Annotated in this window: 35 protein-coding genes; 17 read left to right on the forward strand and 18 right to left on the reverse strand. The window is 69.7% G+C overall.

The annotated features are described in order from the left end of the window. Nucleotides 1-76: 76 nt before the first annotated feature. On the reverse strand, nucleotides 77-334 hold the full coding sequence (locus NOV86_RS15860) for a DUF5789 family protein (protein ID WP_368408788.1): 258 nt from the start codon (nucleotides 332-334) through the stop codon (nucleotides 77-79). Between the two features lie 108 nt (nucleotides 335-442). Here NOV86_RS15860 and NOV86_RS15865 point away from each other — a divergent pair, with 108 nt between their 5' ends. Beyond that, the gene (locus NOV86_RS15865) at nucleotides 443-952 is read left to right on the forward strand and encodes a DUF5797 family protein (protein ID WP_267642590.1); all 510 of its coding nucleotides are present in this window, start codon (nucleotides 443-445) and stop codon (nucleotides 950-952) included. Further along, on the forward strand, nucleotides 952-1,794 hold the full coding sequence (locus NOV86_RS15870; RefSeq protein WP_267642591.1) for an Nmad3 family putative nucleotide modification protein: 843 nt from the start codon (nucleotides 952-954) through the stop codon (nucleotides 1,792-1,794). The genes NOV86_RS15865 and NOV86_RS15870 overlap by 1 nt, the downstream gene beginning before the upstream one ends. Before the next feature lie 9 nt (nucleotides 1,795-1,803). On the opposite strand, the gene NOV86_RS15875 is transcribed toward NOV86_RS15870, so the two are convergent. Next, the gene (locus tag NOV86_RS15875; protein WP_267642592.1) at nucleotides 1,804-2,859 is read right to left on the reverse strand and encodes a DUF5787 family protein; all 1,056 of its coding nucleotides are present in this window, start codon (nucleotides 2,857-2,859) and stop codon (nucleotides 1,804-1,806) included. Nucleotides 2,860-2,931: 72 nt separating this feature from the next. Between NOV86_RS15875 and NOV86_RS15880 the strand changes: the two genes are divergently transcribed. Continuing rightward, nucleotides 2,932-3,186, forward strand: coding sequence for a hypothetical protein (locus NOV86_RS15880; RefSeq protein WP_267642593.1), 255 nt, complete (start codon nucleotides 2,932-2,934; stop codon nucleotides 3,184-3,186). Between the two features lie 66 nt (nucleotides 3,187-3,252). Here the strand turns inward: NOV86_RS15880 and NOV86_RS15885 are convergent, their stop codons facing one another. Then, nucleotides 3,253-3,690 carry a bis(5'-nucleosyl)-tetraphosphatase gene (locus tag NOV86_RS15885; protein WP_267642594.1) on the reverse strand — a complete coding sequence of 146 codons (438 nt, stop codon included), beginning with the start codon at nucleotides 3,688-3,690 and terminating at the stop codon, nucleotides 3,253-3,255. A 140-nt stretch (nucleotides 3,691-3,830) separates the two neighbouring features. Here NOV86_RS15885 and NOV86_RS15890 point away from each other — a divergent pair, with 140 nt between their 5' ends. Further along, nucleotides 3,831-4,160 carry an uS10/mL48 family ribosomal protein gene (locus NOV86_RS15890; RefSeq protein ID WP_267642595.1) on the forward strand — a complete coding sequence of 110 codons (330 nt, stop codon included), beginning with the start codon at nucleotides 3,831-3,833 and terminating at the stop codon, nucleotides 4,158-4,160. A 10-nt stretch (nucleotides 4,161-4,170) separates the two neighbouring features. Here NOV86_RS15890 and NOV86_RS15895 read toward each other — a convergent pair whose 3' ends face one another. Further along, a complete protein-coding gene (locus NOV86_RS15895) occupies nucleotides 4,171-5,202 on the reverse strand; it encodes a YihY/virulence factor BrkB family protein (RefSeq protein ID WP_267642596.1) in 1,032 nt (343 codons plus the stop codon). A gap of 110 nt (nucleotides 5,203-5,312) precedes the next feature. Between NOV86_RS15895 and NOV86_RS15900 the strand changes: the two genes are divergently transcribed. The 3 genes from NOV86_RS15900 to NOV86_RS15910 all read left to right on the forward strand — a co-directional run bounded on the left by NOV86_RS15900 (nucleotide 5,313) and on the right by NOV86_RS15910 (nucleotide 7,823). Beyond that, a complete protein-coding gene (locus NOV86_RS15900; RefSeq protein ID WP_267642597.1) occupies nucleotides 5,313-6,587 on the forward strand; it encodes an amidohydrolase in 1,275 nt (424 codons plus the stop codon). Nucleotides 6,588-6,745: 158 nt separating this feature from the next. Then, nucleotides 6,746-7,153: a hypothetical protein gene (locus NOV86_RS15905; RefSeq protein WP_267642598.1), complete on the forward strand. Its 408-nt coding sequence runs from the start codon at nucleotides 6,746-6,748 to the stop codon at nucleotides 7,151-7,153. Between the two features lie 49 nt (nucleotides 7,154-7,202). After that, nucleotides 7,203-7,823, forward strand: coding sequence for a plastocyanin/azurin family copper-binding protein (locus NOV86_RS15910; protein ID WP_267642599.1), 621 nt, complete (start codon nucleotides 7,203-7,205; stop codon nucleotides 7,821-7,823). On the opposite strand, the gene NOV86_RS15915 is transcribed toward NOV86_RS15910, so the two are convergent. Next, nucleotides 7,820-9,190, reverse strand: coding sequence for a geranylgeranyl reductase family protein (locus NOV86_RS15915; protein ID WP_267642600.1), 1,371 nt, complete (start codon nucleotides 9,188-9,190; stop codon nucleotides 7,820-7,822). The two genes, NOV86_RS15910 and NOV86_RS15915, sit on opposite strands and share 4 nt — an antisense overlap. A gap of 110 nt (nucleotides 9,191-9,300) precedes the next feature. On the opposite strand from NOV86_RS15915, the gene NOV86_RS15920 reads away from it, so the two are divergent. Next, nucleotides 9,301-9,630, forward strand: coding sequence for a 2Fe-2S iron-sulfur cluster-binding protein (locus NOV86_RS15920; RefSeq protein WP_267642601.1), 330 nt, complete (start codon nucleotides 9,301-9,303; stop codon nucleotides 9,628-9,630). Between the two features lie 3 nt (nucleotides 9,631-9,633). Here the strand turns inward: NOV86_RS15920 and NOV86_RS15925 are convergent, their stop codons facing one another. Both NOV86_RS15925 and NOV86_RS15930 read right to left on the reverse strand, forming a co-directional pair. Next, nucleotides 9,634-10,467: an AAC(3) family N-acetyltransferase gene (locus NOV86_RS15925; RefSeq protein WP_267642602.1), complete on the reverse strand. Its 834-nt coding sequence runs from the start codon at nucleotides 10,465-10,467 to the stop codon at nucleotides 9,634-9,636. A 61-nt stretch (nucleotides 10,468-10,528) separates the two neighbouring features. Next, complete coding sequence (locus tag NOV86_RS15930) at nucleotides 10,529-11,689, reverse strand: MBL fold metallo-hydrolase (RefSeq protein ID WP_267642603.1); 1,161 nt, start codon at nucleotides 11,687-11,689, stop codon at nucleotides 10,529-10,531. Between the two features lie 93 nt (nucleotides 11,690-11,782). Here NOV86_RS15930 and NOV86_RS15935 point away from each other — a divergent pair, with 93 nt between their 5' ends. Continuing rightward, the gene (locus NOV86_RS15935) at nucleotides 11,783-12,415 is read left to right on the forward strand and encodes a rubrerythrin family protein (RefSeq protein ID WP_267642604.1); all 633 of its coding nucleotides are present in this window, start codon (nucleotides 11,783-11,785) and stop codon (nucleotides 12,413-12,415) included. A 47-nt stretch (nucleotides 12,416-12,462) separates the two neighbouring features. On the opposite strand, the gene NOV86_RS15940 is transcribed toward NOV86_RS15935, so the two are convergent. The 5 genes from NOV86_RS15940 to NOV86_RS15960 form a co-directional block, all read right to left on the reverse strand. Beyond that, nucleotides 12,463-13,470 (reverse strand): lysylphosphatidylglycerol synthase domain-containing protein, encoded by a 1,008-nt coding sequence (locus tag NOV86_RS15940; RefSeq protein WP_267642605.1) that lies wholly within the window; start codon nucleotides 13,468-13,470, stop codon nucleotides 12,463-12,465. Nucleotides 13,471-13,530: 60 nt separating this feature from the next. Next, nucleotides 13,531-13,893: a hypothetical protein gene (locus tag NOV86_RS15945; protein WP_267642606.1), complete on the reverse strand. Its 363-nt coding sequence runs from the start codon at nucleotides 13,891-13,893 to the stop codon at nucleotides 13,531-13,533. Between the two features lie 14 nt (nucleotides 13,894-13,907). Beyond that, the gene (locus NOV86_RS15950) at nucleotides 13,908-14,132 is read right to left on the reverse strand and encodes a hypothetical protein (protein WP_267642607.1); all 225 of its coding nucleotides are present in this window, start codon (nucleotides 14,130-14,132) and stop codon (nucleotides 13,908-13,910) included. A 97-nt stretch (nucleotides 14,133-14,229) separates the two neighbouring features. Further along, complete coding sequence (locus NOV86_RS15955) at nucleotides 14,230-14,958, reverse strand: tRNA (adenine-N1)-methyltransferase (RefSeq protein ID WP_267642608.1); 729 nt, start codon at nucleotides 14,956-14,958, stop codon at nucleotides 14,230-14,232. After that, the gene (locus NOV86_RS15960) at nucleotides 14,955-15,353 is read right to left on the reverse strand and encodes a nascent polypeptide-associated complex protein (RefSeq protein ID WP_267642609.1); all 399 of its coding nucleotides are present in this window, start codon (nucleotides 15,351-15,353) and stop codon (nucleotides 14,955-14,957) included. The genes NOV86_RS15955 and NOV86_RS15960 overlap by 4 nt, the downstream gene beginning before the upstream one ends. 132 nt (nucleotides 15,354-15,485) lie before the next feature. On the opposite strand from NOV86_RS15960, the gene NOV86_RS15965 reads away from it, so the two are divergent. Then, nucleotides 15,486-16,442 carry an NAD-dependent epimerase/dehydratase family protein gene (locus tag NOV86_RS15965; RefSeq protein WP_267642610.1) on the forward strand — a complete coding sequence of 319 codons (957 nt, stop codon included), beginning with the start codon at nucleotides 15,486-15,488 and terminating at the stop codon, nucleotides 16,440-16,442. A 51-nt stretch (nucleotides 16,443-16,493) separates the two neighbouring features. On the opposite strand, the gene NOV86_RS15970 is transcribed toward NOV86_RS15965, so the two are convergent. Next, nucleotides 16,494-16,979, reverse strand: a complete 486-nt coding sequence (locus tag NOV86_RS15970) for a PUA domain-containing protein (protein WP_267642611.1) — start codon at nucleotides 16,977-16,979, stop codon at nucleotides 16,494-16,496. 165 nt (nucleotides 16,980-17,144) lie between these two features. Between NOV86_RS15970 and NOV86_RS15975 the strand changes: the two genes are divergently transcribed. Beyond that, nucleotides 17,145-17,321, forward strand: coding sequence for a hypothetical protein (locus NOV86_RS15975; RefSeq protein WP_303647765.1), 177 nt, complete (start codon nucleotides 17,145-17,147; stop codon nucleotides 17,319-17,321). A gap of 102 nt (nucleotides 17,322-17,423) precedes the next feature. Here the strand turns inward: NOV86_RS15975 and NOV86_RS15980 are convergent, their stop codons facing one another. Both NOV86_RS15980 and NOV86_RS15985 read right to left on the reverse strand, forming a co-directional pair. Continuing rightward, nucleotides 17,424-17,921: a LabA-like NYN domain-containing protein gene (locus NOV86_RS15980; protein WP_267642613.1), complete on the reverse strand. Its 498-nt coding sequence runs from the start codon at nucleotides 17,919-17,921 to the stop codon at nucleotides 17,424-17,426. Nucleotides 17,922-17,980: 59 nt separating this feature from the next. Then, the gene (locus NOV86_RS15985) at nucleotides 17,981-18,811 is read right to left on the reverse strand and encodes a M48 family metallopeptidase (RefSeq protein WP_267642614.1); all 831 of its coding nucleotides are present in this window, start codon (nucleotides 18,809-18,811) and stop codon (nucleotides 17,981-17,983) included. A gap of 332 nt (nucleotides 18,812-19,143) precedes the next feature. Between NOV86_RS15985 and dapA the strand changes: the two genes are divergently transcribed. Genes dapA through NOV86_RS16015 form a run of 6 tightly spaced genes read left to right on the forward strand, consistent with a single transcriptional unit; the run spans nucleotide 19,144 to nucleotide 24,922 of the window. Then, entirely contained in the window at nucleotides 19,144-20,064 is a 921-nt protein-coding gene (dapA, locus tag NOV86_RS15990; RefSeq protein WP_267642615.1) for a 4-hydroxy-tetrahydrodipicolinate synthase, read from the forward strand. Beyond that, entirely contained in the window at nucleotides 20,061-20,837 is a 777-nt protein-coding gene (dapB, locus tag NOV86_RS15995; RefSeq protein WP_368408789.1) for a 4-hydroxy-tetrahydrodipicolinate reductase, read from the forward strand. Before dapA ends, dapB begins: the two co-directional genes overlap by 4 nt. Beyond that, entirely contained in the window at nucleotides 20,834-21,661 is an 828-nt protein-coding gene (locus NOV86_RS16000; protein WP_267642617.1) for a 2,3,4,5-tetrahydropyridine-2,6-dicarboxylate N-succinyltransferase, read from the forward strand. The genes dapB and NOV86_RS16000 overlap by 4 nt, the downstream gene beginning before the upstream one ends. Then, on the forward strand, nucleotides 21,658-22,935 hold the full coding sequence (gene lysA / locus NOV86_RS16005; protein WP_267642618.1) for a diaminopimelate decarboxylase: 1,278 nt from the start codon (nucleotides 21,658-21,660) through the stop codon (nucleotides 22,933-22,935). The genes NOV86_RS16000 and lysA overlap by 4 nt, the downstream gene beginning before the upstream one ends. Next, nucleotides 22,932-23,825, forward strand: a complete 894-nt coding sequence (gene dapF / locus NOV86_RS16010) for a diaminopimelate epimerase (RefSeq protein ID WP_267642619.1) — start codon at nucleotides 22,932-22,934, stop codon at nucleotides 23,823-23,825. The genes lysA and dapF overlap by 4 nt, the downstream gene beginning before the upstream one ends. Beyond that, nucleotides 23,825-24,922, forward strand: coding sequence for a M20 family metallopeptidase (locus NOV86_RS16015; RefSeq protein ID WP_267642620.1), 1,098 nt, complete (start codon nucleotides 23,825-23,827; stop codon nucleotides 24,920-24,922). Before dapF ends, NOV86_RS16015 begins: the two co-directional genes overlap by 1 nt. Nucleotides 24,923-24,934: 12 nt before the next feature. On the opposite strand, the gene NOV86_RS16020 is transcribed toward NOV86_RS16015, so the two are convergent. The 3 genes from NOV86_RS16020 to NOV86_RS16030 all read right to left on the reverse strand — a co-directional run bounded on the left by NOV86_RS16020 (nucleotide 24,935) and on the right by NOV86_RS16030 (nucleotide 26,673). Then, complete coding sequence (locus NOV86_RS16020; protein WP_267642621.1) at nucleotides 24,935-25,792, reverse strand: hypothetical protein; 858 nt, start codon at nucleotides 25,790-25,792, stop codon at nucleotides 24,935-24,937. Nucleotides 25,793-25,867: 75 nt separating this feature from the next. Beyond that, nucleotides 25,868-26,320 carry a hypothetical protein gene (locus NOV86_RS16025; RefSeq protein WP_267642622.1) on the reverse strand — a complete coding sequence of 151 codons (453 nt, stop codon included), beginning with the start codon at nucleotides 26,318-26,320 and terminating at the stop codon, nucleotides 25,868-25,870. A gap of 23 nt (nucleotides 26,321-26,343) precedes the next feature. Next, nucleotides 26,344-26,673 carry a zinc ribbon domain-containing protein gene (locus NOV86_RS16030; protein ID WP_267642623.1) on the reverse strand — a complete coding sequence of 110 codons (330 nt, stop codon included), beginning with the start codon at nucleotides 26,671-26,673 and terminating at the stop codon, nucleotides 26,344-26,346. Nucleotides 26,674-26,728: the final 55 nt, after the last annotated feature.

Genomic DNA, 26,728 nt, shown 5'->3' on the forward strand with positions numbered 1-26,728 from the left:
CAGTCCTACGCCCGGCAGGAAACTTAAGGGACCCGCTTCAGCAGTCGACTCGCGCCACCCGCGCCACGCCTGTCTCTCACCCCTCGCCCTCTGCCTGCCCGGGTTCGCCGACGGCCTCGACCGGTAACACGTTGTTCAGTTCGAGCATGAGGTCCTCCGCGGAGTCGAAGGCGTCGCTCTGTGTCTCCGAGACCAGTTCCCCCAGGTTCGCCTCGCCGTCGGCGAGGACGACCGTCACGTCGGACAGGTCGAAGGCGATGTCGTCGCGCATCGCCGGGTACGACAGGTCCTCCAGCACCCCCTCGATGTGGCTGAGCTTGACCGTCTGTGCCATGTCCATGAGTACGCGTGCCACGACCTTTATACTGCTGCCAAACGGGTGGTTCCGGGCGCCCGACCGCAGACAGAACTCCCAAATAGCGGCTGTGCGTATCCGCGGCTGATGACCCTCTCGGACGAGGCTCGCGAGCGCCTGGCGGACGTCGTCGAGTTGCAGCCGACGAAGAACGCCGAGCTACAGAAGCGGTGGGGCATGGAGAGTGGGAGCGAGGTCCACCAGTACCTCGAGAACGAGCTGAAGGAGTACTACTACCGCGACGACAACAGCCTCATCCGCGCGACGGCCGAGGCCGCGGAGCTGGTCGACGTCGAGCCGGGCGTGGAGGCCGACGAGGACGGCGACGGCACCCCGAGTGCGGTCCGGGTGCCCGAGCTGCAGGCCCAGATCTTCGAGGTGCTGGCCGCCCCCGACGAGGACGGTCAGAGCGTCGTGAGCGTCCTCCACGCGGTCCGCGACGAGTTCGGCCTCGGCGACGACGTGACCGCCGACGACGTGCGCTCCGCGCTCCAGGCGCTCCGGCGCAAGGGCGTCGTCGAGGTCGTCTACACGACCGTCCCGACGTTCCGGCTCGCGGTCGCTCGCGACGACATCGAGGTCTCCGTCGCCGCCTGATGACGGTCGTCTGTTGCGGCATCGGTGCCGACACCACGAACGTCTCCCTGCGCGATGCTCGCGTCCCCAGAATCGACGAGGACGGTCGCTTCGAGTACGTCCCGATTCCGGAGAAGACCCGCGAGACCGACGAACCGCTGACCTACGGGACCATCCCGCGGCGGACCGGCGACGGCACCATGGCAGACCTGCTCGCCAGCCTGACGCCGGACCCCGACGGCGCCGGGGAATCCATCACCGACCCCGACGCCATCGCCGCGTACCCGCCCCATCACGACCCGAACTTCGACGCGCTGACCTACGGCGAGCACCGGCCGGGCTACGTCAACCGGCTGGCCGCGCTCGACGCCGACGGGACCGACGCGGTCGCGTTCTACGCCGGGCTCGAAGGCGCGGACGGGCGGCTCCACCGCTACCTCGTCGGCTGGTTTCCAGTGGTGAAAAAGACGGTCGTCGAGGCCGACGACGACCCGGAGACGAAGCGCGAGAAGCTCGCGCGCCATCCCGCCAACGCCCACACGCGGCGGGCTGTCGACGGCCTGCCGTACCGGGACGACCGGCGGGTCGTGCTGCTGGACGGTGAGTCGGACCCGGCCGACGGAGACGACGACGAGGTCGGCCTCCTCGACCGCGCCGGCCCGCAGATGAGCACCTTCGCGGCCTTCGGCGGAGAGCGCCGGGGCTACTTCCTCGACGACGAGTTCGTCCGGGAGTTCGCGGTCTCGAAACCGGACCACGACCCGGACAGCACGGCGCGGGCCGACAAGGCGGGCGTGACGCGCAAGCCCGCCATCGTCTGTGACCTCACGGCGACCGAGTTCCGCGAGCGACTGTTCTCCTGAGTACCCGTCTCATTCCAGGCCGGGGCGCTGTCGTCGCCTGCGTGCCGCCAGCAACCGCTTGAGTCTGGTCCCGGGGCCGCCCTCGATGGGCCAGCCCTTCGTCCGCCAGGCGGGGGGTTCGGGCTGGAAGTCGGGACAGCGCCCGGAGCACTCCCCCGCGGTCTGACAGCGTTCCTTCGCCGCGCACCACGGCAGCAGGGGGCCGTCCTCGCGCAACTCGAAGTACCGGCAGTCCGGGCGCATCGTGTCGGCGAACGACCGCCAGCCGCGCTCGTAGGCGCGCTCGGCGATCGCGAGGCGCTTGCCGGCCTTCCACTCGGGGTCGGCGTACCGGAACTCGGCAGCCGAGGCGTCGAAGTCGCCGCCGTCGGGCCGGTCCAGTATCATCGTCCCCGGGTCGTCGACCGGGAGTCTCCGGGCGTGCCACGCGACGCTGGCGTCGGTCGCTTCGGGGTCGACGGTGAGGATACCGGCCTGCACCGGCATCCCCTCCAGCAGCACCGGTTCGACCGTCTCGCCGGTCTCGCGGGAGGCCACCCACACCTCGTCGGCGAGTTTCAGGGCCACGTCGTACTGCACCTGCTCGACCAGCGCGTCGGCCGCGCTCGCGTCGAGGTCGGGCTTGTTCTCGATGGCGATTATCCGACGGACCCAGTCCGGGTAGGCCCACTTCCGACGGATCTGGATGCGGTTGCCCTCTTTGCGCTCCTCGATGACACCGCGGGTGCTGGCGCGGTGGATGGCCTCGCGGACGTACCGCCACGGGTAGCCCGGCTCGGGGAGGCAGTCGCGGTAGTAGGTCCACTCTTCGGGCGCGTGCTGGACGACGTGGAGGAGGTCCGAATCCAGCGCCTCGTGGCCGAAGTTCGCGCGCTGGCGCAGGCCGTCGGGGTCGCATTCGACGACGATGGTGTCCCAGCGCCGGCGCTTCGTGCCGAGCTGGCGGGCGACGATGATGGGGTCGGTCTCGGCGTCGTCGGTGTCGGAGCCGGGGGGCCACGACCGCTCGGCCCACCGGCACACCCGCAACTCGAAGCCGAACTCGGTGTCCTCGCCCGGGAGCATGGTGCGGGGTCGGTGTGCCCGCGGGGAAGGTGTTTCGGTGCTTTCTTGTCGGGTTTCGATATAGTTCCGCGTATGTCCTCACGTGCCGTCGAGACCCTCCTCGTGCTCATCGCGTTCCTGCTCGCCCTCCTCGTCGACATGGTCGCGACCTACCTCCGGTGGGAAGGCCTGTCGACCGGGGTCGCGGACCTCATCGCCACACTGGTCGTGTTCCTGCTCGGGGGCTACCTCGCCCTCGCCCTGGTCGCGGCCCTCGGCGAGGGCGACGACGACCCGGTGTCGCTGCTGTACTCGGTCCTCGCCCCGGCCGAGACCGAGAACCAGTAAGACAGTCGCTGTAGCGGGGAGTAGTGCGTCTGAAAAGCCGGGATCGGCTCGCGGGGCCGGTGGCGGCTAGATGCCGCCGTTCTCTTGGAGTTCGTCGAGGAACTCGTGAGCGTCCTCGAGGATCTCTCGGGGGCCGTCCTGGGTGACGGTGTTGAAGGCCTGTTCGTAGTCGCGCCACTGCAGGTCGCGATGTTCCGTCGATAGCTCGGCGGAGGCCTCGTAGGACTTCGCGATGAACAGGTGGACCGTCTTGTGGATGGTCTTCCCGTTCGCCTCGAAGACGTAGTCGTAGTCTTTGCGGAATCCGTCGATGAGACGGAAGTCGTTGATGCCTGCTTCCTCTTTCACTTCTCGTATCGCGGTCTGTTGGAGCTCTTCGTCTCCTTCCACGCCGCCCTTGGGGAATTCCCAGTCCCCGGGGCGACTCTTGAGCAGCAAGTACTCGCGCCGGCCCCGCGTATCCCGAAAGAGGATGGCACCTGCGCTCGTAGCTTCTACTGCCATTACCCATTGGTAAACCATCCCCAGTTAAGAGAATATCGGAGAGCGCGTCAGAGATTGGGCCTCGGTTCCCCTCGCCCCGGCCCGCGGCGCGAACTCAATGGCTTTTTGACGATGACGCGTCTCTCACTCTATACCTGACCATGAGCTTCGTCACACGCCTCACGCTCCAGAGCGGGGACAGAGCCGTCCTCGACTCGGTCGTCGACGACATCCGAGAGACGGTCTCGCGCAAGGGCGCAGAGATGAAAGGGCCGCACTCGGCCCCACCGGAACGCCTGCGCGTTCCCCAGCATCGCAGCCTCTCCGACGACCAGAAGGCGCCGTTCGACCACTGGAACTACACCGTCTACAGCCGCGAGATCGAGATCGTCGGCCACGACGAGGTCGCCCGGATGGTCGCCGGCCAGGACCTGCCGCCGTCGGTCCACGTCGAGGTCGAGGTCGAACAGATCCGCTCGATGGGCTCGTAAGCCGTTCTCGCTACTCCCCGCGCCGCCAGCGCAGTATCACCCTCCCGGTCCGCTCCGACCCGCCGAGCAACTGCGGTCGGCTGACGTGCTCGCTCTTCGACTCGGCGGTGTCCGGTTCCGGAAGTTCGACCGTCGTGTCGCCGACCGTGATGGTCACCGGCCCGCCCTCGTCCAGGGCCGCTTGCAGCGCGACGAGGTCCGCGTCGAGTTCGTCGAACACCGGCGTCTCGACCGTCTCGGCGTGCCAGCCGAGCGTCGCGACGTCCTCCGAGCGCCCCGCAAGCACCGCGTTCAGGGCCGCCCCGACGAGGACGACCAGCCCGGAGAAGTAGAGCCACGTCACGAGCAGCAGGATGGCCCCGACGACCCCGTAGGCGTCGGCCTTCCCGGCGACGGCGACGTAGTACTGGAACAGCGATTCGAGCGTCGCCCAGCCGGTCGCCGCGAAGACCGCGCCCGGAATCACCTCCCGGACGGTCACGTTCTCGTCGGGGAAGACGTAGTACATCGGGAAGAACACGAGCGAGAGCCCCGCGACGAGCAGGAGGAACCCGAGCGCCTCCCCCAGCAGGGACCCGTCGAGGTCGACGAGGGTGCCCGCGCCGGCGGCGATGGCTGCCGCGACGCCGACCGAGACGAACACGAGGATGCCGTCGGCGAGCTGGTCCGCGAACGTGTTCTCGGCCTCGGACTCGTAGATGTCAGAGAAGGCGGTGTCGAGGCTGCGGAATATCTTCAGGGTCCCCCACACCAGTGCGACGACGCCGAGGATGGAGACGCTGGCGCTGGCGGTCGCGCGCTGGACCGTCTCGGTCAGCAACTCGCCGGCGTTGGGCGAGAGGTAGGTCCCGATGCTGAACACCACGTCGAGCGCCAGCCCCTCGCCGCCGACGGCGGTCAGCGCGGCCAGCAGGACGAGCAGGAACGGTAGCAGGGAGATGAACGCGTGGTAGGCGATGCTCCCGGCCATGAAGGTGAGGTTCTCGGCCCGGACCTCGCGCTGGAGCGCGCGGAGGAGACCGAGGACCCGTGGCGCATTCATATAGCCTCCATTCGCGGCCGTCGCTGATAAGGGCACGCGGCCGGGTCGTGCGGTCGAGCCCCCGCCGGCAAGCTCACGCGGTTAAGTAGGCGCGGCCCCTCCGGTCGGACATGGTAGACCGCGACAGGTTAGTCGAGTTGCGACGCGAGTTCCATCGCTACCCCGAGCCCGCCTGGCGGGAGTTCTGGACGACGTGCCGGCTGGTCGAGGAGCTGGAGGCCATCGGCGTCGACGAACTCCACGTCGGCCCGGACGCGCTGGCGACGGACGAGCGCATGGCCGTCCCCGACGAGGACGAACTGCAGGAGTGGTACGAGGCGGCCCGCGAGCGCGGCGCCCGCCAGGACGTCCTCGACCGGCTCGAGGGCGGCTACACCGGCGCCGTCGCCGTGGTCGAGCAGGGCCCCGGCCCGACGGTCGGCCTGCGCGTCGACATCGACGCCCTGCCCATCTGGGAGTCCGACGAGGACAGCCACCACCCGGCGGGCGAGGGCTTCCGCTCGGAGAACGAGGGCTACATGCACTCCTGCGGCCACGACGGGCACATCACGCTCGGCCTCGGGACGCTCGAAGCCGTCACGGAGAGCGACTTCTCGGGCACGCTGAAGGTGTTCTTCCAGCCCGCCGAGGAACTCGTCGGCGGCGGGAAGGCGATGGCGAAGTCCGGACACCTCGACGACGTGGACTACCTCTTTGCCACCCACCTCGGCCTCGACCACCCGACCGGCGAGGTCGTCGCCGGCATCGACGACTTCCTCGCCGTGAAGCACCTCGACGTGGAGTTCACCGGCGCGCCCTCCCATGCGGGCGCGAAGCCCGAGGAGGGCCGGAACGCGGTGCAGGCCCTGGCGACCGCGGTCCAGAACCTCTACGGCATCCCCCGGCACTCCGACGGGGCGACCCGGGTCAACGCGGGCAAACTGGAGGCTGGCACCGCGGCGAACATCATCCCCGAGCGCGCCCACCTGGAGTGCGAGGTCCGCGGCGTGACGACCCACCTCAAGGACTACATGGACGAGCGCGCCCAGCAGGTCCTCGACTCGGCGGCCGAGATGCACGGCTGCGAGGTCGACGTCGAGATCGGCGGCGAGGCCCCGAGCGCGACCAGCGACCAGGACCTCGTCGACCTCGTCGGGGCCGTCGCGGGCGAACACCCCGACGTGGAACGGCTGGTCGAGCGTGACGCCCTCGGCGGGAGCGAGGACGCGACGTTCCTGATGCAGGCGGTCCAGCAGCGCGGCGGCCTCGCCACCTACGTCTGCGTCGGCACCGACCACCCCGGCGGCCACCACACCAGCACCTTCGACGTGGACGAGGCGAGCCTCCCCATCGGCGTCGACGTGCTCGCGGGCGCCATCGAGTCGGTCGCCGCGAAGCGGCCCTGAACGACTGACTGCACGCCTGCGGGCAGCCATCGCGACGACCTGTGCAGGAACGAACCCGAAGGCGAGAAAATATTACTCTCGCCCAACTTTTGGTTTCCTCGATTGTATTGGAAAACTATACAGTACTGGCTACTGAACCGCGGGGTATGGTTGGGAGTATGCATCGGCCGGCAGGGGTCTCGTTCGCGGCGCTCGTCGCCGCGGGACACGGGTTCTGGATACTGCTCGTGAGCGGGGTGTTCGTGCTGTTCAGCGCATCGTTCCAGTCCGTCTTCGGGGTCGTCGTCGCGGTCCTGTCGATCCTGTACGGACTGTTCGAGCTATTCCTCGCCGGCGCCCTGTTCAGGCTCACCTCGTGGGCCCGGTTCGTCGGTGTCGCCGTCTTCACGCTGGCCGCCCTCTGGCACGGTGTCCGCATGTTCGGCGACCTGTCGGCACTGCTCACCTGTGGGCTGAACACGACCTGTGCGGTCCTGCTGTTCATCAACGGTGATGCCTTCGGCACGAGCACGGACCGCGCGGACCTCTCGGACGAACACGCCACCAGCATCGGGAGCGGACTCTAGGCCGCAGGATCAACGCGAACGATTTCCGTCGTCCGACCCCAGAGATGGTATGGGGGAACAGCACACGCCGAGCGTGACGCGTCGCGGTTTCCTCCGCGGCGCGGTGGGCGTCTCGGCCCTGGCAGTGGCCGACACCACGCGCGCTCAGGCGGGGACGACCCACACGGTCGACATGACCGACACGCTCGTCTTCGACCCGGCGGAACTGATAATCGCCCCCGGCGACACCGTCGAGTGGGTGAACGTCGGGAACGTCGGGCACAGCGTCACGGCCTACGAGGACCAGATTCCGGCTGACGCCGAGTACTTCGCCAGCGGCGGCTTCGCCTCCGAGACGGCGGCCCGGACGGGCTACCCCGAGGGGGACATCGGCGGTGGCGGCAGCTACTCGCACACCTTCGAGGTCGTCGGGACCTACGAGTACTTCTGCATCCCGCACGAGGGCGTCGGGATGGTCGGCACCATCGAGGTCCGCGAGGGCGGCGCGCCCGCGGTCGAGGAGACGGGGCCGGTGCTCCCGGACAGCGCGAAGGGAATCGCCATCGCCACGATGAGCGCGATGCTGGCGGTCCTCGGTCTCGCGTACGTCTTCCTGAAGTACGGTGGTGACTACGGCGAGGGCGGCGGCGGAGAAGGGGGCGGCGCAGCAGGCGGCCCGGGCGCGGTCTAGTACTTCGGGTCCGCGCCGGTGGTCTCGTAGACGCCCTCCATGATGGAGTCGCGCCGCGAGCGCCACATGCCGAACTCGGTCGGGTCGGTCGGGTAGTCCTCGTAGTGCGCCATGAGCTCGTCGGCGCGCTGTTTCGTCCGGTAGAACTGGAGGATGTTGCGCCAGTAGCCGAAGCTCTTGACGGCGAGCTTGGCCTTGAACAGCATGCTCATCTGGGTGCTGCCCTCGTAGAGCGCCTCGGCGAGCTTCTCGCCGGGCAGGGCGGCGAGCAGGCCCATCAGGTCGTCGACGTCGACCGCGGTCGAGAGGATGTTGTACACGTCGAGGGCGGCGTAGCGGCTGCCGAAGTGGTCCATGACGTTCTCGTTGTACTCCCAGAGCGCGGCCTCGCTCACGTCGCCGTGTTCGATGGCCTCGATGGCCTGCTCGCCGGCGTACTTGCCGGAGTAGGCCGCACCGGCGATGCCGCCACCGGTCGTCGGGTTGACGTACCCCGCGGCGTCCCCGACGGCGATGAAGCCGGGCGCGACCGCGGAGTCGTAGGGGCGGCGGGTCGGCAGGGCTGCACCGAGTTTGTCCTCGACGCGGGCGCCCGCGAACTCGGGCCGGTCGCGCAGGTCCTGCTTGAGGTCCTCGACGAGCTTCATCGGCTGCTCGGTCATCTGGAAGCCCAGGCCGGCGTTGATCTCCGTCTCGGTGCGCGGGAAGTACCAGAGGTAACCCGCGGCGCGCTTGGTCGGCTTGAACACGAGCGCGTCGTCCCACTCGACCGGGTCCGGGACGTGGACGACCTCGCGGTAGGCCGAACAGAACTGCGAGTAGCTGACGTTGGTGTCGAAGGTGACGTCGGAGAAGTCGGCCTTGTCCTGCAGGAGCGAGAGCGCGCCCGCGCCGTCGATGACGATGTCGGCGTCGTACTCGACGGGGTCACCCTTCCGGGTCGCGCGGACCCCGGTGACGGTCCCGTCGGGTTCCTGGGTCACGTCCTGGACGACCGTGTCGTAGTGGAACTCCGCGCCGGCCTCCTTCGCGCCCTCGATGATGAGGCGGCCGTACTCCCAGCGGTCGATGACGGCGAGTTCGCCGGGGACCGGAATCTCGAGGACGGTGTCCTCCTGGGGTATCTCGAAGCGGCCGTGGTCGACGCCCGTGTTGGTGAACGCGGACTCGATCTTGGACTTCGGGATGGCCTCGGGGAACGCGTCTGCTCCCTTCAGGGCGTCGCCACAGGCGATGTGTCCGGCCTCCTCCGCGGACTTTCGCTCGACGACGACGACGTCGTAGCCCTCGCGCGCGATGGTCGCCGCGGCGTAGCAGCCGGAGGTCCCTGCGCCTACGACGGCCACGTCGGGCGTGTGTGTAGTCATGAATTGCCGTCTTCGCCCCAGGGAAAAAACGTTTTATCCCCGTTTCTGTCGGCGTACTGGCGTCACGATGGGGATAAAGAGTTTTGTTGCGGAGCGAAGAAGACGGGATTATGACCGACTACACCGTCGAATTCGTCGGGACGGGCGAGACCATCACCGTCTCCGACAAGCAGACCATCCTGCGGCGATGCATCGAGGAGGGCATCGCCCAGGAGTACTCCTGCCGGGTGGGGATGTGCCTGGCCTGTTCGGCCGAGATCGTCGAGGGCGAGGTGACCCAGCCCGCGGCCCACGGCCTCACCGACGAGGAGCGCGAGAACTACGCGCTGACCTGCATGGCACGCCCGGCCTCCGACCTCAAACTCGACCGCGGGAAGTACCCGCCGAGCATCGAGGGCGACGTGGAGGCCAACGCCGAACAGGCGGCCGCGGACGACTGAGGACTAGTCTTCTTCCAGGCTCTCGGGGCGGTGCTCCGTGAACCACTCGGCGGCGAAGTCGACCAGCGACGGCTGGTCGATGCGCCGGGCCGTCGCCTCGCCGACCTCGCCGACGGTGACCGCCCCGGGACAGTCCTCTTCGAACGCCGCGCCGGCCTGCGGGAAGTCGCTGGTGTCGAGTTCGATGTCGACGAACCGGAGCCAGACGCGCTCGCCGTCCCGGATGACCGGCGCGCCGCCGGGGTCCATCTCCTTGTCGAGGTCGTCACGGTACTCCGCGAGGTGGAGCGAGGTGTTCGTACCGTGGTCGGTGCCGAGCATGAGGACGTCCGCGTCGCGTTCGTAGAGCCGCGCGAGGGGTGACTGCTCGCCGAGGGGCTCGTCGTAGCTGTGGTCGGCCGTGATGGCCTCGGCCTCGGCCCCCCACGCCGCGAAGGAGACGACGGGGTGGCGGCTGCGCTCGACGCCGGGGTAGGACCGGAAGGTGTCCGGGACGGCCCCGAGTCGGGTGCAGGGGGTCACCTCGGGGCGGTACGCCGGCATCGTCTCGCGGATGGTCTCCTCCCAGTCGTCCGGGACCGGCGGGTTCTGCCAGGAGCCGGGGTCGGAGTAGTCGCCGGTGTGGGCGGGCATCACCAGCGTCCCCTCCGCGGTGACGACCTGCTGGAGGGCGTCGACGACCGCGACCGGCCCGCCACAGACCCACCCCAGCGCGGAGAGCGAGGAGTGGACGAGGACGGTGTCGCCGGCGCCGAGGCCGAGGTCGCGCAGGTCGCTCGCGATGCGCTCGACCGTTATGGGTTCGTCGCTGCGGTCTTCGGGAAGCGTCTCTGTCATCGGGTTGTCCGGAACTCAGGAGGGCCCGTAATGAGTCTTCTGTGGCCCTGCCAGTGTCTCCCTAGCGCGTCGCGGCGCAGTTGTTCGGGCCGAGCTCTATCTCGAACGCCTCGGCGTCGTCGAGGCTCTCGCGGCCGAGGTTGGTCTCGATGATGCGCTCGTAGTTGTTCGGGCGCGGCGGCATGTCCGCGAGCACGTACTCGACGAACTCGTCCTCGCGCATGTCGAGCGCGTCGAGGCGGGCTGCCAGCTCGCCGATGCTCGCGGTGTAGGTCCCGTCCTCGGCGCGGTCGGCCGCCTCGCTGTAGTGGGCCGGTGCGACCCGCACGCTGTCGGGGAACGGGAGGACCGTCTCCTGCAGCGACCGGTACAGCCGGCGGGCCGCATCGGGGGCCCCCTCGTCGCCGTCTTCGAGGTCCGGGCGGGCCACGCTCTCGAGGAAGAGCCCGTCGCCCGTGAACAGCAGGCCGTCGTACTCGACGGCGGTCATCTCGCTGGTGTGCCCCGGCGTGTGGACGGCCCTGAGGCGCTCGCCGCCGAGGTCCAGCGTCTCCCTGTCGGCGAGGGGGCGCGCGTCGAAGGCGAGGCCGCGCTCTCTGGCCAGTTCGGGCAGGACCGGCTCGGCGTCGCTGGCCTCGGCCACGGCTCGGATCCCCGAGACGTGGTCGGCGTGGACGTGCGTGTCGATGGCGTACGTGATGTCCGCACCGCGTTCGGTCGCGTCCGCGATGTAGCGGTCGGCGAACGCCCGGAGGGGGTCGACGACCGCCGCCTCGTCGCCCGAGACGACGAGGTAGCTCAGGCAGCCACTGGAGGGGCGGTCGTACTGGATGACGGTGCCCGGTACGTCCGAGATCTCGCGGCCGACGAGCAGGTCGGCCCAGGCGTCCATGCCGCCGGCGAGGTTCCGGGCGTCGAGGCCCGCGTCGGTGAGCAGGCCGGCCGCGTGCGCGCTGGCCTCGCCCTCGCCACAGACCACGACGATGGGCTCTGGCACGTCGCCGACGAGGTCGGCCGCATCGCCGGTGACCTCCGCCTGGATGAACTTCACGTGCGGTACCTGTCTGGCGGTCACGGCCGGGCCGTCGACGTGCCACGCCTCGAACTCGTCGCGGTCGCGCACGTCGAGGACGGTGAGGGACTCGCCGCCCGCCACCAGCTCGTGGAGTTCGGCCGGCGAGACCGAGGGCACCGACCCGTCGGACTCAGAATGGACGCTCATGGCCGTTGGTACGGGCGTTCTGGTCTTAAACACCGACACTGGATGGATGGGCGGCGGGCCAAGGTTGAAGCCGGCTGCCGTCGACTTCCCGACATGGACGCAGCCGCCTTCCGCGAGGCCGTCGAATCGTCGAAACGGACCGAACTCGACCGCCTCGGCTCCAACAAACTCCTCATCGCGCTGACCGACGCGAACCTCGAGGAGGAGCGCATCCTCCGCGCCGCCGCCTTCAGCGAGTACCTCGCCCGCGAGACGTTCCGGGCGTGGGCCGACGACGAGGACGCCGACGACGCCCGGGAGGTGTTCGCCGCGGTCGCGACACAGGAGGACGAGCACTACGAGCGCGTGGTCGAGCGCCTCGGCGAGTCCGTCGATCCCGACAGCGTCGGGCCGATGCACAGCTATCTCCGCCAGCGCGAGGACACGGTCGAGCGCGCCGCCGCGGGCCTCGTCGGCCGCGGGCTGGTCAGCCTGAAGACCCACATGCAGATCATCAGTTTCTACATCAACGAACCGGACGAGGCCGGCGCGGACCTGTTCCGCGACCTCCGGAGCGAGACCGAGGCGTCCCTCCAGCAAGGCCTCGACCTGCTGGACGCCCACTGCGAGGACGAGGAGGACTGGGAGCGCGCCCAGATGGTCGCCGAGTACGTCGTACAGGTGGCCTACGACGACTACGCGGATTCGCTCTCGGAACTGGGCGTGGACCCGAAGCCCATCTGTTGAGGTTCGAGAGCGACGGGTCCGGCCGACGGGGAGTGGGGAACGCCCGGTCAGGACCGCCGGGCCCGCAGGAACGCGACGGCCAGCCCGCCGCCCCCGAGCGAGACGCCGAACTCGAAGGTCCGCACGATGAGGACGGCAGCGGCCGCGTTCGTCGCCGTCACGCCGGTCACGGCGACCAGCGCGCCCGCGAGCAGCAGGTCGTAGGCGCCGAGACTGCCGGGGATGGGGACGACGCTCGCGGCCCGCGGGAGCGGGACGAGTGCGACGATGGCGACGAGCGCGACGCCGGTGCCGGTTCCGGTCCCTGAGAGTGCGACCCACAGCGCCCCGGCGGTGAGGAGCTGTTCGAGGAGCCCGCCGACGGCGATGAGTGCGACGAGCCCCGGGGCGTCCCGGAACGCGGCGGCGCGCGACCGGAAGCGGGCGACGGCGTCGGCGACCGTCTCCCGGCCGTAGGGGTCGTCACGGTACAGGCCCGAAACGACCCGCAGGACGGGTGTGACGGTGAAGACGATGGCGCGGGCGACCCAGTCGCGCGCCAGCACGATGGCGACGCCGGCGACGCCGAGCGTGACGGTCGCGCCGACGAGCGTGAGGAAGAGCGACCGGGAGGCGGACCCGCCGGTGAGGATGACGCCACCGAGGACGACCGACAGGAGCAACTGGGCAGCGGATTTCACGTACTTGGCGACGCCGCGGACGCCCAGCGCCTCGCTGTAGTCCGTGTCGGTGGCGACCGCGAAGAACTGGGCCATGATGGGCTCGGAGCTGACCGGGCCCGCCGGGCTGAGTACGTCGAAGAAGTCGCCGGCGAAGGCGAACTGGACGCTCCTGCCCGGTGAGAGGCCGCCGTTCAGCGGCCGGATCGAGGCCCACACGCCGATGCCGTCTGCGGCCGCCTCTGCGAGGACCAGGACGGCGACGACCGCGACGGCCCACCCGGCGACGGCGGTGGCCCGCCCGAGCACCGCCTCCGGCCCGACGTAGAGGAGGTAGCCCGCGAGAGCGACGGCACCGAGGAGGAGCCCGAGGACGAACCGCACGTGTCGCTGCACGTTCCGTCCGGGGGGGACAGGGATAAAAAAGTCTCTGATGTTCGCGGGCGCCGGGGTGATTCAGCCCGTGCGCCCCCGACGTAACGCCGCCAGCACCACGCCCTCGGGATACACCGACACGGGGCCGGTCCCGACGACGCGGGAGAGCAGGCCGCCGCGTCGCTCCCGGTCGAACCCGCCGACGCTCACGTCGCCGACGCGCACGTCGAGCGCGACGCCCGAGTACGCGAGCGAGGCGAGCAGGCGCTGGACGGGCCACTGCCGGGCGGCGCGGCGCAACTGCCGGACTGCCCGGAGGCTCGGTGCCTCGACGACCACCGACGACCCGTAGCCTCTGACGAGCACGTCGGTATCCCCCAGTCGAAGCCGCAGGTCGGCGTCGACGCGCAGGGGACTGTGGGTCGACGGTCGCACGTCGCTCACCGGCTCGGCCTCGCTCACTGCTCCATCGTGGTGATGGTCAGTTTCCCGTCGAGGTGCCATTCGGCGTGTTTGGCACCCTTGCCGGCCTTGCTCGGGACCATGACCGTCATGTCCTCGAAGTCGTAGGTGATGGCCGCGCCGCGGCCGGTGAGCCGGTCGTACAGGCCGATGGCCAGCTCGGGCCACGTTGTCGTCTCGTCGATCTCCTGTTTCGTCGGCTTCTGCTGTGCTTCAGCCATGCCCCTCGTAGGGCGCGCGACGAGAAATATTCGCGTGTCGACAGTTAGTATCGAAGATATGGAGAAACCGGGGGAGTGAGTGGTTACGAACGCCCACTCAGTCGTTCCGTGCGAACGTCAGGTAGCCGGTGTGACCGACGCCGCGGGTGCTCGGGCGCGAGCCGCGGTCGTCGAAGTCCATCTTTCGCTGGATGGTCTCGTAGGTCGTCACGTTCGAGAGCCCGGCCTCGCGGGCGGCCTCGACGGCGTCCCTGGTCTGCTCGACGAACGGGGAGTAGACGGAGACGAACCCGCCGTGGACGAGCAGGTCGGGGACGTGTGCGACGACCTCGGCGGCGTCGCCGGTGTCGAGGGTCACCACGTCGAACGCCTCGTCCGCGAGGTCGTCCAGGTGCTCGGTCACGTCGCCGGTGCGGACGTCGACCCGGTCGTCGACGCCGGCGAGGCGCATGTTCTCGCGGGCCACGTCTGCGAACTCGGCCTTCTGCTCGAACGTCGTCACCTCGGCGCCGGCGCGGGCCAGGTACGCCGAGAGGACGCCGGTGCCGGTCCCGGCGTCGAGCACCCGGTCGCCGCCAGCGACCCCCGTCTCGCCCACGATGATGCCGATGTCGCGGGGCATCATCGGCGCGCCGGTGCGCTCGAAGTGGTTGAACAGGTCGGGGCCGCGGAGCGGCCGGACGTGGAACGCCTCGCCCAGATGCGTCTCCAGCGTGTCACCGGGTTCGACGTCCTCGGGGACCTGCAGGACACCGAGGTCGGTCTGGAGTTCGTCCCCGGGCGGGACGAGGTACTCGCGGTCGCCGTGGACGAGCAGGACGCTCACTCTAGCTGGCTGACGGCAGCCGCGAGGTCGCCGTCGTTGTCCTCCAGCGCCTTCCGGGCCTCCTCCTTGCTGGCGCCGGTCCGGGTGACGACGATCTCGATGTCGGCCTCCGGGATGGCGGAGTCGGCCGCCTCGGCCGCGTCGCCCTCGTCGGCGTCGGCGCTCTCGACGGCGCCCGCCGCGCCGCGTTCGCGCTCCTCGGGTGTCCCGACGACCTGGTAGGTCTCCTGGCCGCGGGCGTCCATCTTGGTCACCTGGGCGTCCTCGAAGACGAGGTCGTACTCCTCGGTGCGGATGATGACCTCCTCGGCGTCGACCTCCTCGACGTCGATACCCATCTGCTTCATCATCTGCTTCATCTTGCGCGGGTTCATCCCGCCGCCTCCTCCGAACATACCCGGAGGGTCGCGGTGTACCGGCAAAAGGATGACGAACTTCGGGATACCGTCCCGGTTTCCGCCCGGTGACGACACGAGGCCCGGGAGGGCCACGGAGTGGTTCATCTCACTGGAGTGCGTACGTGGGGTATGGACGTGGTCATCGGTACCGGCCCGCTCGGGCAGGCCGTCGCCCGCGAGCTCACGGCGCGGGGACGGCTCGTCAGGGCGGTGAACAGCACCGGCACGGGAGCGTTCCCGGGCGCCGTGCCGGTCAGGGCGGCAGACATCTGCGACCACGACGAGGTAGCAGCCGCGCTCGCGGGCGCGGACGTCGTCTATCTCTCTGTCGACCCGGCCGCCTGTCGGCGGGCACGCACCGTCATGACCATCGTGGGAAGCGTCATCGAGGCCGCTGCGCAGTCGGGGGCGACCGTCGCCTACTGCGACACCCTCGCGGCGTACGGGCCCGCGACGGACCCGTACCACGAGGGCATGCAGCCCACCGCACCCGGGCGCTGGGGCCGGGCGCGCGCCGACGCCAGCGAGACGCTGCTGGCGGCCCACGCGGCCGGGCGCATCGGCGCGGTCGTGCTCCGGACGAGCGACCTCTACGGCCCGGGCGTCCGCGACTCGCCGTACGGCCAGCGCATCTTCGGGCGGCTGCTCGACGGGAAGCCCGCGCTGGTCCTCGGCGACCCCGACGCGACCCACGCCGTGACCTACGTCGAGGACGCGGCGCGGGCACTCGTCACGCTGGCCCAGGAGCCGGCGACCCACGGAGAGGTCTGGCACGCGCCGACGCCGACCGCCGTGTCGGCCCGGGAGTTCGTCGAGCTCGTCGCCGGTGCGGCCGGCGTCCAGCCGAAGCTCCGGCGGGTCCCGGGCTGGGTCGCGCTGCTGGCCGCGCCGTTCTCGAAGCGGTACCGCCGGCTCCGCGAGCTCTGGTACTGCTACGACGAGCCCCACCTCGTCGACGACCGCAAGTACGTCTCGACGTTCGGGGACGTGGCGACGCCGCTGGAGGACGGCATCGAGCGGACCGTCGAGTGGTTCCGCGACGGCGGTCGGCCGGCCGTGGTCCAGCCGCCGCCGGCGGCCGAGTAGCGTGAGTGGAGCGAGGAGAGAACGAGAGAGAGCGAGAACGAGGGAGACGGGTTATTCGGCGTCGCCGGCGCCGTCACGGACGCTGACGGCCATCCCGGAGCCGAAGTCGAGCATCGCGTCGGCCGACAGCTCGGCTCGCCCGACCCCGAGCAGGTGGCCCTCGTAGTGGACCACGAGCACCTCGTCGCCGGGGCGGATGTCGGCGTCGGCGTCCTGGACGAACTTCGCGAACACGTTCTTCCCGTCCCGGACGAAGGGCTCGCTGTCGTCCCCGACGACCACGCGGCCGGTGGGGGCCTCGAGCGCCTCGTGGAGGCGGCGGCCGCCCGCGATACCGAGGGTGAACCGGCCGTCGGTCCCGTGGCTGACCAGCCGGCCATCCGCGGCGAGTATCTGCTCTGGTCGGCCGGAGGAGGTCCGTTTCACCGTCAGGTCCGCCGTCGGGGGGAACAGCGCCGCCCCGGCACCGCTGCCGAACTGGTAGTCCGCCAGCGTCCGCAACTCGGGGGCGTCGTCGAAGGCGTCGGAGTCGGTCATGCGCCCGGGTTCGGGGCTGACCCGTGAAAGCGTGTCGGAGCGCACCAGAAACGTTCACGGTCTTGCATGACACTGGACAGCACGTGCCTAGACACTCGGTACCATTATTCTCACTCGATTCGGTGGCGAAAGTTATATTCTACTGCGATACGAGTATACGTGTACATGAACACAACGAAAGTACTCCTCGGCGCGGTCCTGCTGTTCGTCAGCTCCGCACTCCTGCTCTACCTCGGGACACCCGGCGCGAACATCCCGATCGTCGCAGGTGGCGCGGCCTCGCTCGCGATGGCCGCCGGTGCGCTGCTGGTCGGCACCTCGGAAGGCGGCCGCCCGGTCTGAGCAGGACCCCTTTTCTCTCTCGTACCCCCACACCCGCCAGCGATTGCTGTCGGTGTGAGACCGTCGGTAGAACCCGATAGCGCGAGCGACGGCAGGCGCGAGCTACAGCAGGAAGGTGTCCGGGCGCTCGGAGAGGTCGATGAAGCGGTCGGTCGCCTCGACGAGTTCGTCCGCGGTGGAGGACTCGAAGCCCATCACCTCGACGCGGACGCCCTCGTGACGCAGGTGCGAGCACAGCCGCGAGAAGTCGCCGTCGCCGGTGCAGAGGATGATGGTGTCGTTGTGGCTGGCGAGCGTGACCGCGTCGAGGCTCATGCCGACGTCCCAGTCGGCCTTCTTCGAGCCGTCCGCGAACGTCTTGATGTCCTTTATCTTCGGCTCGAAGCCGATGTCCTCCAGCGCCTCGAAGAAGCTCTCCTCGTCCGGTGAGTCGGCCCGGATGACGTACGCGATGGCACGGGTCAGGGTCCGACCCTGCACGCCCTTCTCCAGGAGCGCGGAGTAGTCGATGTTGCGGGTGTAGATGCTCTGGGCCGTGTGGTAGAGGTTCTGGGCGTCGACCAGCATGGCGACGCGTTGGCCCGGATGAATCTCGGTCATACGTGACACGTGCGGACGGGGGGTGAAAGCCCTTTATGCCCGCGCGTGGGACGCGGTGGTCAGTTCCGGAGACGTTCGATGCGCTTCTCGACGGGCGGGTGGGTCGCGAACAGGCTCCGGAGCAGGCCCTTCTCGCTGTCGAAGATGCAGAGGGCGGCCGTGCTGTCGTCGATGCGGGTGTCCTCGACGCGCTCGTTCCCGCTCTGGATCTTCTCCAGGGCGCGGGCGAGGGGTTCGCCGCTGCCGACGTGCTCGCGTGCGTCGGCGTCCGCGACGTACTCCCGGTACCGGGAGATGGCGAGGACGAATATCATCACGAGCATCTGCGAGACCATCCCGGCGATCCAGCCGAGGATGAAGTCGGCGAAGTCGTTGTCGCCGGCGAGGATGACCCCCCACTGGACGGCGATGCCCACGATGGCGGCGATGGACTGACCGAGCACCATCGTCACCACGTCGCGGTTACGGATGTGTGCGAGCTCGTGGGCGATGACGCCCTCCAGTTCGTCGCGGTCGAGGACCTGCATCAACTCGACCCCGACGACGACGACGCCGGCGCCACGGCGACCGGTCGCGAACGCGTTCGGCGCGCCCATGCGGGCCATCTTCAGTTTCGGCTTCTCGATGCCCATGTCGTCGGAGAGTCGCTCCACCATCCGGTGTATCTCCGGGTACTGCTCCTCGGGCAGGTCCTCGGCGCCGACGCTGCGCAGGGCCGCCCACTTGCCGAACTTGTACTGGAAGCCGACGAACAGGAGGGTGCCGACCGCCACGATTGGCCAGATACCTGTCCCGAACATCGCCAGGGCGACCCCGGCGATGGCCGCGTAGAACGCGAACAGGATGGTCCCGACGAACAGCATCCTGAGCTTCAGACCAGTGTGTCTCATGGGCGGGTCTTGCGAACCGGGACTTGTAAACTTCTCTCCTCAGTGTCTCGATATCGCATGTGTTTGTCACCCATGCCACGGCAGGGGCGTTGCGGACACATCTGCGAGCGGCACAAACGTTATTGTATGGTGGACCAGTGTATCCAGTGATGACTGCCGCCACTCCGGTCCGGGTCCGAGGTCCCGTGAAGAGTGGCACATTCCGTTTTACATTTGGGAAAAAATTCGCGCAGTAGAGTGCTCGAAGCGGGCGTGGCGACCCCGTTCCGGGTGCGTTCGGCTGACCTGCACTGCGCGACGGACGACTTCCCACGATACACACACCACACCACATGACAGACATCGATTTCAGCGGCGTCTATCCCGCCATCACCACACCGTTCCACGCGGACGGGAGCATCGACTTCGAGACACTGCGAGCGAACGTCACCCGGCTGGAGACGGCCGGCGTCGACGGCATCGTGCCCGTCGGCTCCACCGGCGAATCGGCCACGCTCAGCCACGACGAGCACATCGAGGTCGTCGAGGCCGTGGTCGACGAGGCCGAGGAGATACCCGTCATCGCGGGCTCGGGGTCGAACAACACGGCAGAGGCGCTGTCGCTCTCCCAGCGGTCGGTCGAGGCGGGCGCGGACGCCCTGTTACTCATCTCGCCGTACTACAACAAGCCCGAACAGCGCGGTTTCGTCGAGCACTACGAGGCGATCGCGGACGCGGTGGACGCGCCACAGATCGTCTACAACGTCCCCTCGCGGACGGGCCAGAACATCGAGGCCGGGACCGCGGTCGAGCTGGCGAGCCACGAGAACATCGCCGGGTTCAAGGCCGCCTCCGGTGACCTCGGCCAGATCACCGAGATCGTCGAGCGCACCCGCGACGAGGACTTCGCGGTCCTCTCGGGCGACGACGCGCTCACGCTCCCGATGCTCTCGGTCGGCGCGACCGGCACCATCTCGGTCTCGGCGAACATCGAGCCCGAGCGCACCTGCGCGATGGTCGGCGCGGCGCTGGCCGGCGACTACGAGCGCGCACAGGCGCTCCACCACGAACTCGGGCCGCTGTTCCGCGCGCTGTTCTGGGAGACCAACCCGATTCCGGTGAAGGAGGCGATGCGCATCCGGGGCTACAGCGAGGCCCACATGCGCTCGCCCCTGACCCGGCTCTCCGAGGAGTACGTCGAGCCCCTGGCCGACATCCTCGACGAACTCGACTCGGACATGGTCCGAGAGGAACCGGCGGAGGTAGGAAACTGATGGTACGGCTCGGTGTCACCGGTGCGACCGGCGCGATGGGCCGGGAGGTACTCGACGCGGTCGCCGACCGCACCGAGTTCGGGTCGGTCGTCGGCTTCACCGCCTCCGGCGTGGACGACACGGTCGCGGGCGCCGAGGTCGTCTCGGACGACGACCTCGCCGACACCCTGGCGGACCGCGAGATCGACGTGGTCGTGGACTTCACCGTCCCCGAGGCCACCGCCGACTACGCCGCGGCCTGCGCCGGATCGGACACCGCACTGGTCACCGGGACGACCGGCCTCTCGGCCGAGCAGGAGGCGGCCCTCGACGACGCGAGCGAGGCCGTCCCGGTCCTGCACGCCGCGAACTTCTCGAAGGGCATCGCCGTGCTCCGCAGCCTCGTCCGCGAGGCGGCAGGGGCGCTCGACGACTACGACGTCGAGCTCGTCGAGGCCCACCACAACCGCAAGCGCGACGCCCCATCGGGCACCGCGAACACGCTGCTGGACGACGTCGAGTCCGTCCGCGGCGAGGAAGACCGCGTCCACGGCCGCGAGGGCGAGGCCCCGCGGTCGGAGGGCGAGGTCGGCGTCCACGCCCTGCGTGCCGGGAACGTCACCGGCATGCACGAGGTGTGGCTCGCCGGCGGCCACGAGGAACTGCGACTCAGTCACCGCGCCGAGTCCCGCGGCGTCTTCGCCGAGGGGGCACTCGACGCGGCCCAGTGGCTGGCCGGCCGCGACGCCGGCTGGTACGATTTTGCAGACGTTCTGGAGGGAGACGACGAATGAGCCTGGAATCCGACATCGACGACCTGTGGCACCGACACCAGACAGACGACCTCGACGCCGACGACCCCGACGCACACGAGGTCCTGCACGAACTCCTCGCCGCGCTCGAGGCCGGCGAGGTCCGTGCCGCCGAGAAGCGCGGCGGCGAGTGGGAGGCGAACGCGTGGGTCAAGCAGGGCGTCCTGCTCAACTTCGCGCTCCACGACATCCAGCAGTACGAGCACGGCGGCGTCGTCTACAACGACGTGCTGCCCCTGCAGGACACGTCGGACCTCGGTGAGCGCGGGAGCCGCAACACGCCCGACGGGACCGTCGTCCGCGCCGGGGCACACATCGGCTCGGACTGCATCATGATGAGCCCGAGCTTCGTGAACATCGGCGCCCACGTCGGCGACGGGACGCTGGTCGACTCGTGTGACACGGTCGGCTCCTGCGCCCAGATCGGCGAGAACGTCAAGCTCGGCGCGAACACGCTCATCGGCGGCGTCCTCGAACCGGTCGAGGGCGCACCCGTTGTGGTCGAGGACGGCGTCTCGCTCGGCGCGGGCTGCCGGGTCACCTCCGGCTTCGTCGTCGGCGAGGACTCGGTCGTGGGCGAGAACACCCTGCTCACGCCGCGCATCCCCGTCTACGACCTCGTGGACGAGGAGGTGTACTACGGCGAACTGCCGCCGGAGCGCCGTGCGTTCCAGCGCTTCGTCGAGTCCTCGCTGGGCGACCACGACCTCATCCCGGGCGGCGCGTACAAGCCCGCGGTCGTGGCGACCGGCCTCGAGGCCGAGACGCTCGAAGCGACCCAGCGCGAGGAGGTGCTGCGCGAATGAGCGGCGAGGTCGCGCGGGCCGACGGAGCGGCCCCCGACGGCGGTGCCAGCATCCGGCGGCTCGCCGACTGGGACGCCGACAGCCTGCGCGACTTCGCCGCCGAGTACGGCAGCCCGCTCTACGTGCTGGACCTCGACCGGGTGCGCGAGAACTATCGCCGGCTCGACGCGGCCTTCCCCCAGGCCGACGTGTTCTACGCCGCGAAGGCGAACACGCTCGGCCGGTGTCTCGCGACCCTGCACGACGAGGGCGCGGGCATCGAGTGCGCCAGCGCCGGCGAGGTCGCCCGCGCGCTCGACGCCGGGGTTCCCGGCCACCGGGTCCAGTACACCGCGGTCAACCCGCCCGCCGCGGACCTGACCACCGTGGTCGGCCTCTGGCAGGACTACCCCGAGCTGACGGTCACGGTGGGCGCGGCCGACACCCTCGACCGGCTCGAGTTGCGGGGGTACGACGGCCGGCTCTGCCTGCGGGTGAACCCGGGCGTCGGCGCGGGCCACCACGAGAAGGTCCAGACCGGCGCGGACGCCAAGTTCGGCGTCCCCTACGACGAGGCAGCGGACCTGCTCGCCGAGGCCGCCGACCGCGGCTTCGACGTGGTCGGTATCCACGCCCACGCCGGGTCGGGCATCTCCGGCGAGGAGGACCTCGCGAACCACCGCGAACTCGTCTCGCGGATGGGCGACCTTGCGCGTGATGCGCCGGTCGCCCTGGAGTTCGTGGACGTGGGCGGCGGCTTCGGCGTCCCGTACCACGAGGACGAGGAGCCCCTCGACCTCGACGCGGTGGCCGAGGCCACCCGCGAGGCACTGGGCGAGGTCGACGCGACGCTCCAGGTCGAACCGGGGCGCTACCTCGTCGCCGACGCGGGCGTCCTGCTCACGACCGTCAACACGGTCAAGGAGACGCCCGACACCACCGTGGTCGGCCTCGACGCCGGGATGACGACGCTGCTTCGCCCGGCGATGTACGACGCCTACCACGCCATGCGGAACATCGACGCGGAAGAACGCGAAGGGGAGACCGTCGACCAGACGGTCGTCGGCCCCATCTGCGAGAGTTCGGACGCGTTCTGTTCGAATCGACCGCTCCCTGCACCGGAGCGAGACGACATCGTCGCCATCGGGAACGCCGGCGCGTACGGCTACGAGATGGCGAGTCACTACAACTCCCGCCCGCGGCCAGCCACCATCACGCTAGCGGACGGGGCGGCGTCGCTCGCGCGACGTCGGGAGACCATCGCGGACATCACGCGACAGGAGGTATCAGAATGAGCATCTCACAACGAACCGTCGAGTATCGGAAGTACAACGGCACCGGCAACGACTTCATCGTGGTAGACGCGGACGAGTACGTCCCGGACCGCTTCGCCTTCGCGACGCGGAACTGCGACCGCCAGGACGGCGTCGCCGGCACCGACGAATCCAGCGTCCAGCGCAACGACATGGGAACGACGGGCGCCGACGGCGTCCTCTTCTTGCATCTCGAGGACAAGTACAGCCCACCACGCGTGGTCATGACGCTCGTCCAGCCGGACGGCTCCACCGCGGAGATGTGCGGCAACGGGGCGCGCGTCGCCGCCGAGTGGGCCATGGAACAGACCGGCGCCCGCGAGGTCATGATCGACACGCAGGCGGGCACCCGCCACGCCCGGCAGGTCGGCGACGACATCTCCATCGAGATGGGCGAGCCGTCGTTCCGGCCCGAGGTCGTCCCGCTCTCGCAGGACGAGCCGCTGGTCGAACAGCAGCTCGCGGGCTACCAGGTGACGGGCATCAACACGGGGGTCCCCCACGCCGTCGTCTTTGTCGAGGACGTCGACGACGTCGACCTCGACGCCGACGCGCCGCCCATCCGCCACCACGACGTGTTCCCGGAGGGCGCGAACGTCACCTTCGCCTCCGAGCGCGACGACGGCGGCTACGACCAGCGCACCTTCGAGCGCGGCGTCGAGGGCGAGACGCGGTCCTGTGGGACGGGCGCGGTCGCCATCGCGGCGGTCGCGAAGTACCTGGGCAAGCTCGCGGCCGAGGAGGTCCACGTCTCCCCGCCCGGTGGCGACCTCACGGTCGAGGTGCCGGACGACGGCCCCGCGGTGCTGCGCGGCCCGGTCGTCCACGAGTTCGACGGAAAGGCGTCCATCACGCCGCCGTCTGCCGACTGATGGGGACAGCGTTCGACCCCATCGCGTTCCTCGACGAGGCGGTCCGCATCGAGTCCCACGAGGACGTGACCGAGATGCGCACGTTCCTGGTGGAGACGCTGGCCGACCACGGCGTCGAGGCACACGTCGACGACGCGGGCAACACCATCGCGACGCGCGGCAGTGGCAGTCCCCACGTCGTCCTGAACACGCACATCGACACGGTGCCCCCCCACGTCCCCTACGAGCGCGACGACGAGGCGGGCATCATCCGCGGGCGCGGCTCCTGCGACGCGAAGGGGCCACTCGCGGCGCTGCTGGCTGGCTTCCTGACGGCCGACGTGGATTCCGACGACGGCGCGGGTCGGGTCACCCTCGCCATCTCGCCCGACGAGGAGACGCTCTCGACCGGTGCAGCAGCCATGGCGTTCGACGACCCCGACTGCTTCATCGTCGGCGAACCGACCGACCTCGACGTCTGTACCGCCGCGAAGGGCCGGTTCCAGGGTACCATCACGCTCACCGGCGAGAACGCCCACGCCGCCGAGCCCGACTCCGGTATCAACACCATCAGCGCGGTCCGGGCGGTCATCGACGCCATCGCGACGTTCGACGAGCGACCCGACGCGCCGCCGGTCCACCCGCAACTCGGTGGCCCGACGCTCACGCCGACGATGGTCGAGGGCGGCACCGCGACCAACCAGGTGCCCGCGTCGACCAGCATCGTGGTCGACCGCCGGAGCGTCCCGCCGGAGACCGCCGACGGGTTCCACGCGGCGCTGACCGAACACCTCCGCGAGTACGTCCCGTCCGAGGTCGGCGTGGAGTTCGCGCTCACCGACCGGGACACCCCGTTCCTCGAGGCGTGGGACACCGACGAGGACAGCGCCGTGGTGCAGGCGCTGTCCGAGGCGGCCGACGCCGAGACGCGGCACTTCACGGCCGCGACCGAGGCCTCCTACTTCGCGAAGTTGGCCCCGACCGTGGTGTTCGGGCCCGGCGTGCTCGCGGACGAGGACGGCGCGGTCGCGCACTCGCCACAGGAGTACGTGCGCATCGCGGAGGTCGACCGCGCCGCCGAGGCGGTGACCGACGCCATCGCGACGCTCCTGTCCTGATACCTGCTGTTCTCACCGCTCACTTCGCCGCGCCCAGAGCACCGCGGCCGCGAGAGCTGCGAGGCCGCCGGCCGTGACACCGAAACCCGGAACCGGGCCGTCGTCGGTGTCACTGGCTGCTGTCGTGGTGGTCGTGGCCCGGCTGGAGGTCGTGGCACGGCTGGTGGTTGTCGTGGTGGTCGTGGCCTGACTGGTGGTCCCGGCGGTCGGACGGGTCGTCGTGGCGTCGGTCGTCGTCAGTTCCTCGGGGTCGGCGAACTCGACGATGGGGCTGTCCGGGGTGGTCGCCCGCGACCACTCGTCGGGGAGGTCGTACCCGAACTGGACGGCGAATCGCTCGCCGGGGTAGATGTCCGCGTCGGTCTCGGCCTCGCGGTAGACGAAGTCCAGCGCACCGGTGTCGACGACCGCGTAGACGGTCGCGCCGTCGCGGTAGACGGTCACGTTCGCCGGGGTGAGGACCGCCGCCTTCCGTTGTTTCTGCGGCGTGGGGTTCGTCTGGACGATGCGGAACTCGGCGTCGCCGTCCAGCGCCGCGAAGAACTGGGCCGTCTCCGAGCCGGTGGACTCGTTCATCGTGTCGGCGAGACGGTCCGACGAGATGGTGACGACCAGCGTGTCACCGGCGACGATGCGGTCTGCGGGTTCGAGCGTCCCGTCGGTGATGGCCTGCTGGATGGCCGCGGCGTCCGCGACGGAGGCGTTCCCGGCCTCGTAGACCGAGACGTGTTCGTCTGTCTCTGTGGCTTCGGCCGCCGTCGCGGGGGCGGCGCCGAGGCAGACGAGCGCCAGACCGAGCAGCAGGAGGACACCGAGGACCCGCCAGGTGCGGCCGTCGGCAGCACGGGTGCTCGTACTGGAGCGTGGCATCTGTTCGATATCTCTGTCGTAGTATGTTAACGGTTGGCGAGGGTACAGTCGCCGTTTCAGTTTCGGCGGTGCGGGTCAGTCCCGGACCTGTCGGACCACGGGCAGGAGCAGGCAGGCGAGCCCGGTGATGGCGGAGAGGGCGGCGCCCTGGCCGAACGTCGTCCCGAAGTCGACGTAGACGCGTCGCCTGAAGACGTGCCAGGTGTTCGCCTCGGCGTCGTAGACGGCCAGCGACCCGCGGCCCGGCCCGGGCGCGGCCTCGGGGCTCTCGTAGACGATGCGTTCGCCCGCGATGGCGCGGTCGATGGCCGCGCGGTCGGCCGCGGTGAGGTCGGTCCGGTCGATGCTCCAGCGGGCCTCGGGTGCCTCGGCGGTCCCGTCGTAGACGAGGGCGACCCGGATGGCGCCGATGGTGAGGACGGCCGCGAGCGTCAGCAGGACGACGCCGAGGAAGAAGAGCGCGAAGCGCCGGCTCGGCGTACCTGCGATGCCGCGTCGGGAGCCAGCCGCGGTCGACCCGGAGTTCACGTGGTACTGTAGGCGCCCGACGACTATCGGGTTCCCGCCTCTGGGCGGCCGAGGAAGGCGTCGATGCCGGTCCCTTCGTCGGCCTGTGCCTCGTCGTAGAACTCCGAGTAGCCGCAGTACTCGCAGGTGACGACGTGGAACTGCCGGGTCTTGATGTCGAAGAACCGGGCGAGCCCGGAGCCGGTCGTGGACACCTGGCTCGTGGTGACGGACTCGCTATCGCACTTCGGGCAGCCGGGGTCTGGCGGGTGCTCGCCGGCGTCGGTGGCTGGCGAGTCGGACTCGCCGGTGGCCGACCCGGCGTCGCTGGCGGAGGCGCTGGTGGAGGGCGCGGGGTCTGGAGAGCGGGCCATGCCCCGGGCTTCTATGCACATTCACAAGTGTCTGTTGGTGGACCGGTCTGCCGGT

Origin of the sequence: Haloarchaeobius amylolyticus, from assembly GCF_026616195.1 — an archaeon.
In the GTDB taxonomy this organism is placed as follows: Archaea; Halobacteriota; Halobacteria; order Halobacteriales; family Natrialbaceae; genus Haloarchaeobius; species Haloarchaeobius amylolyticus.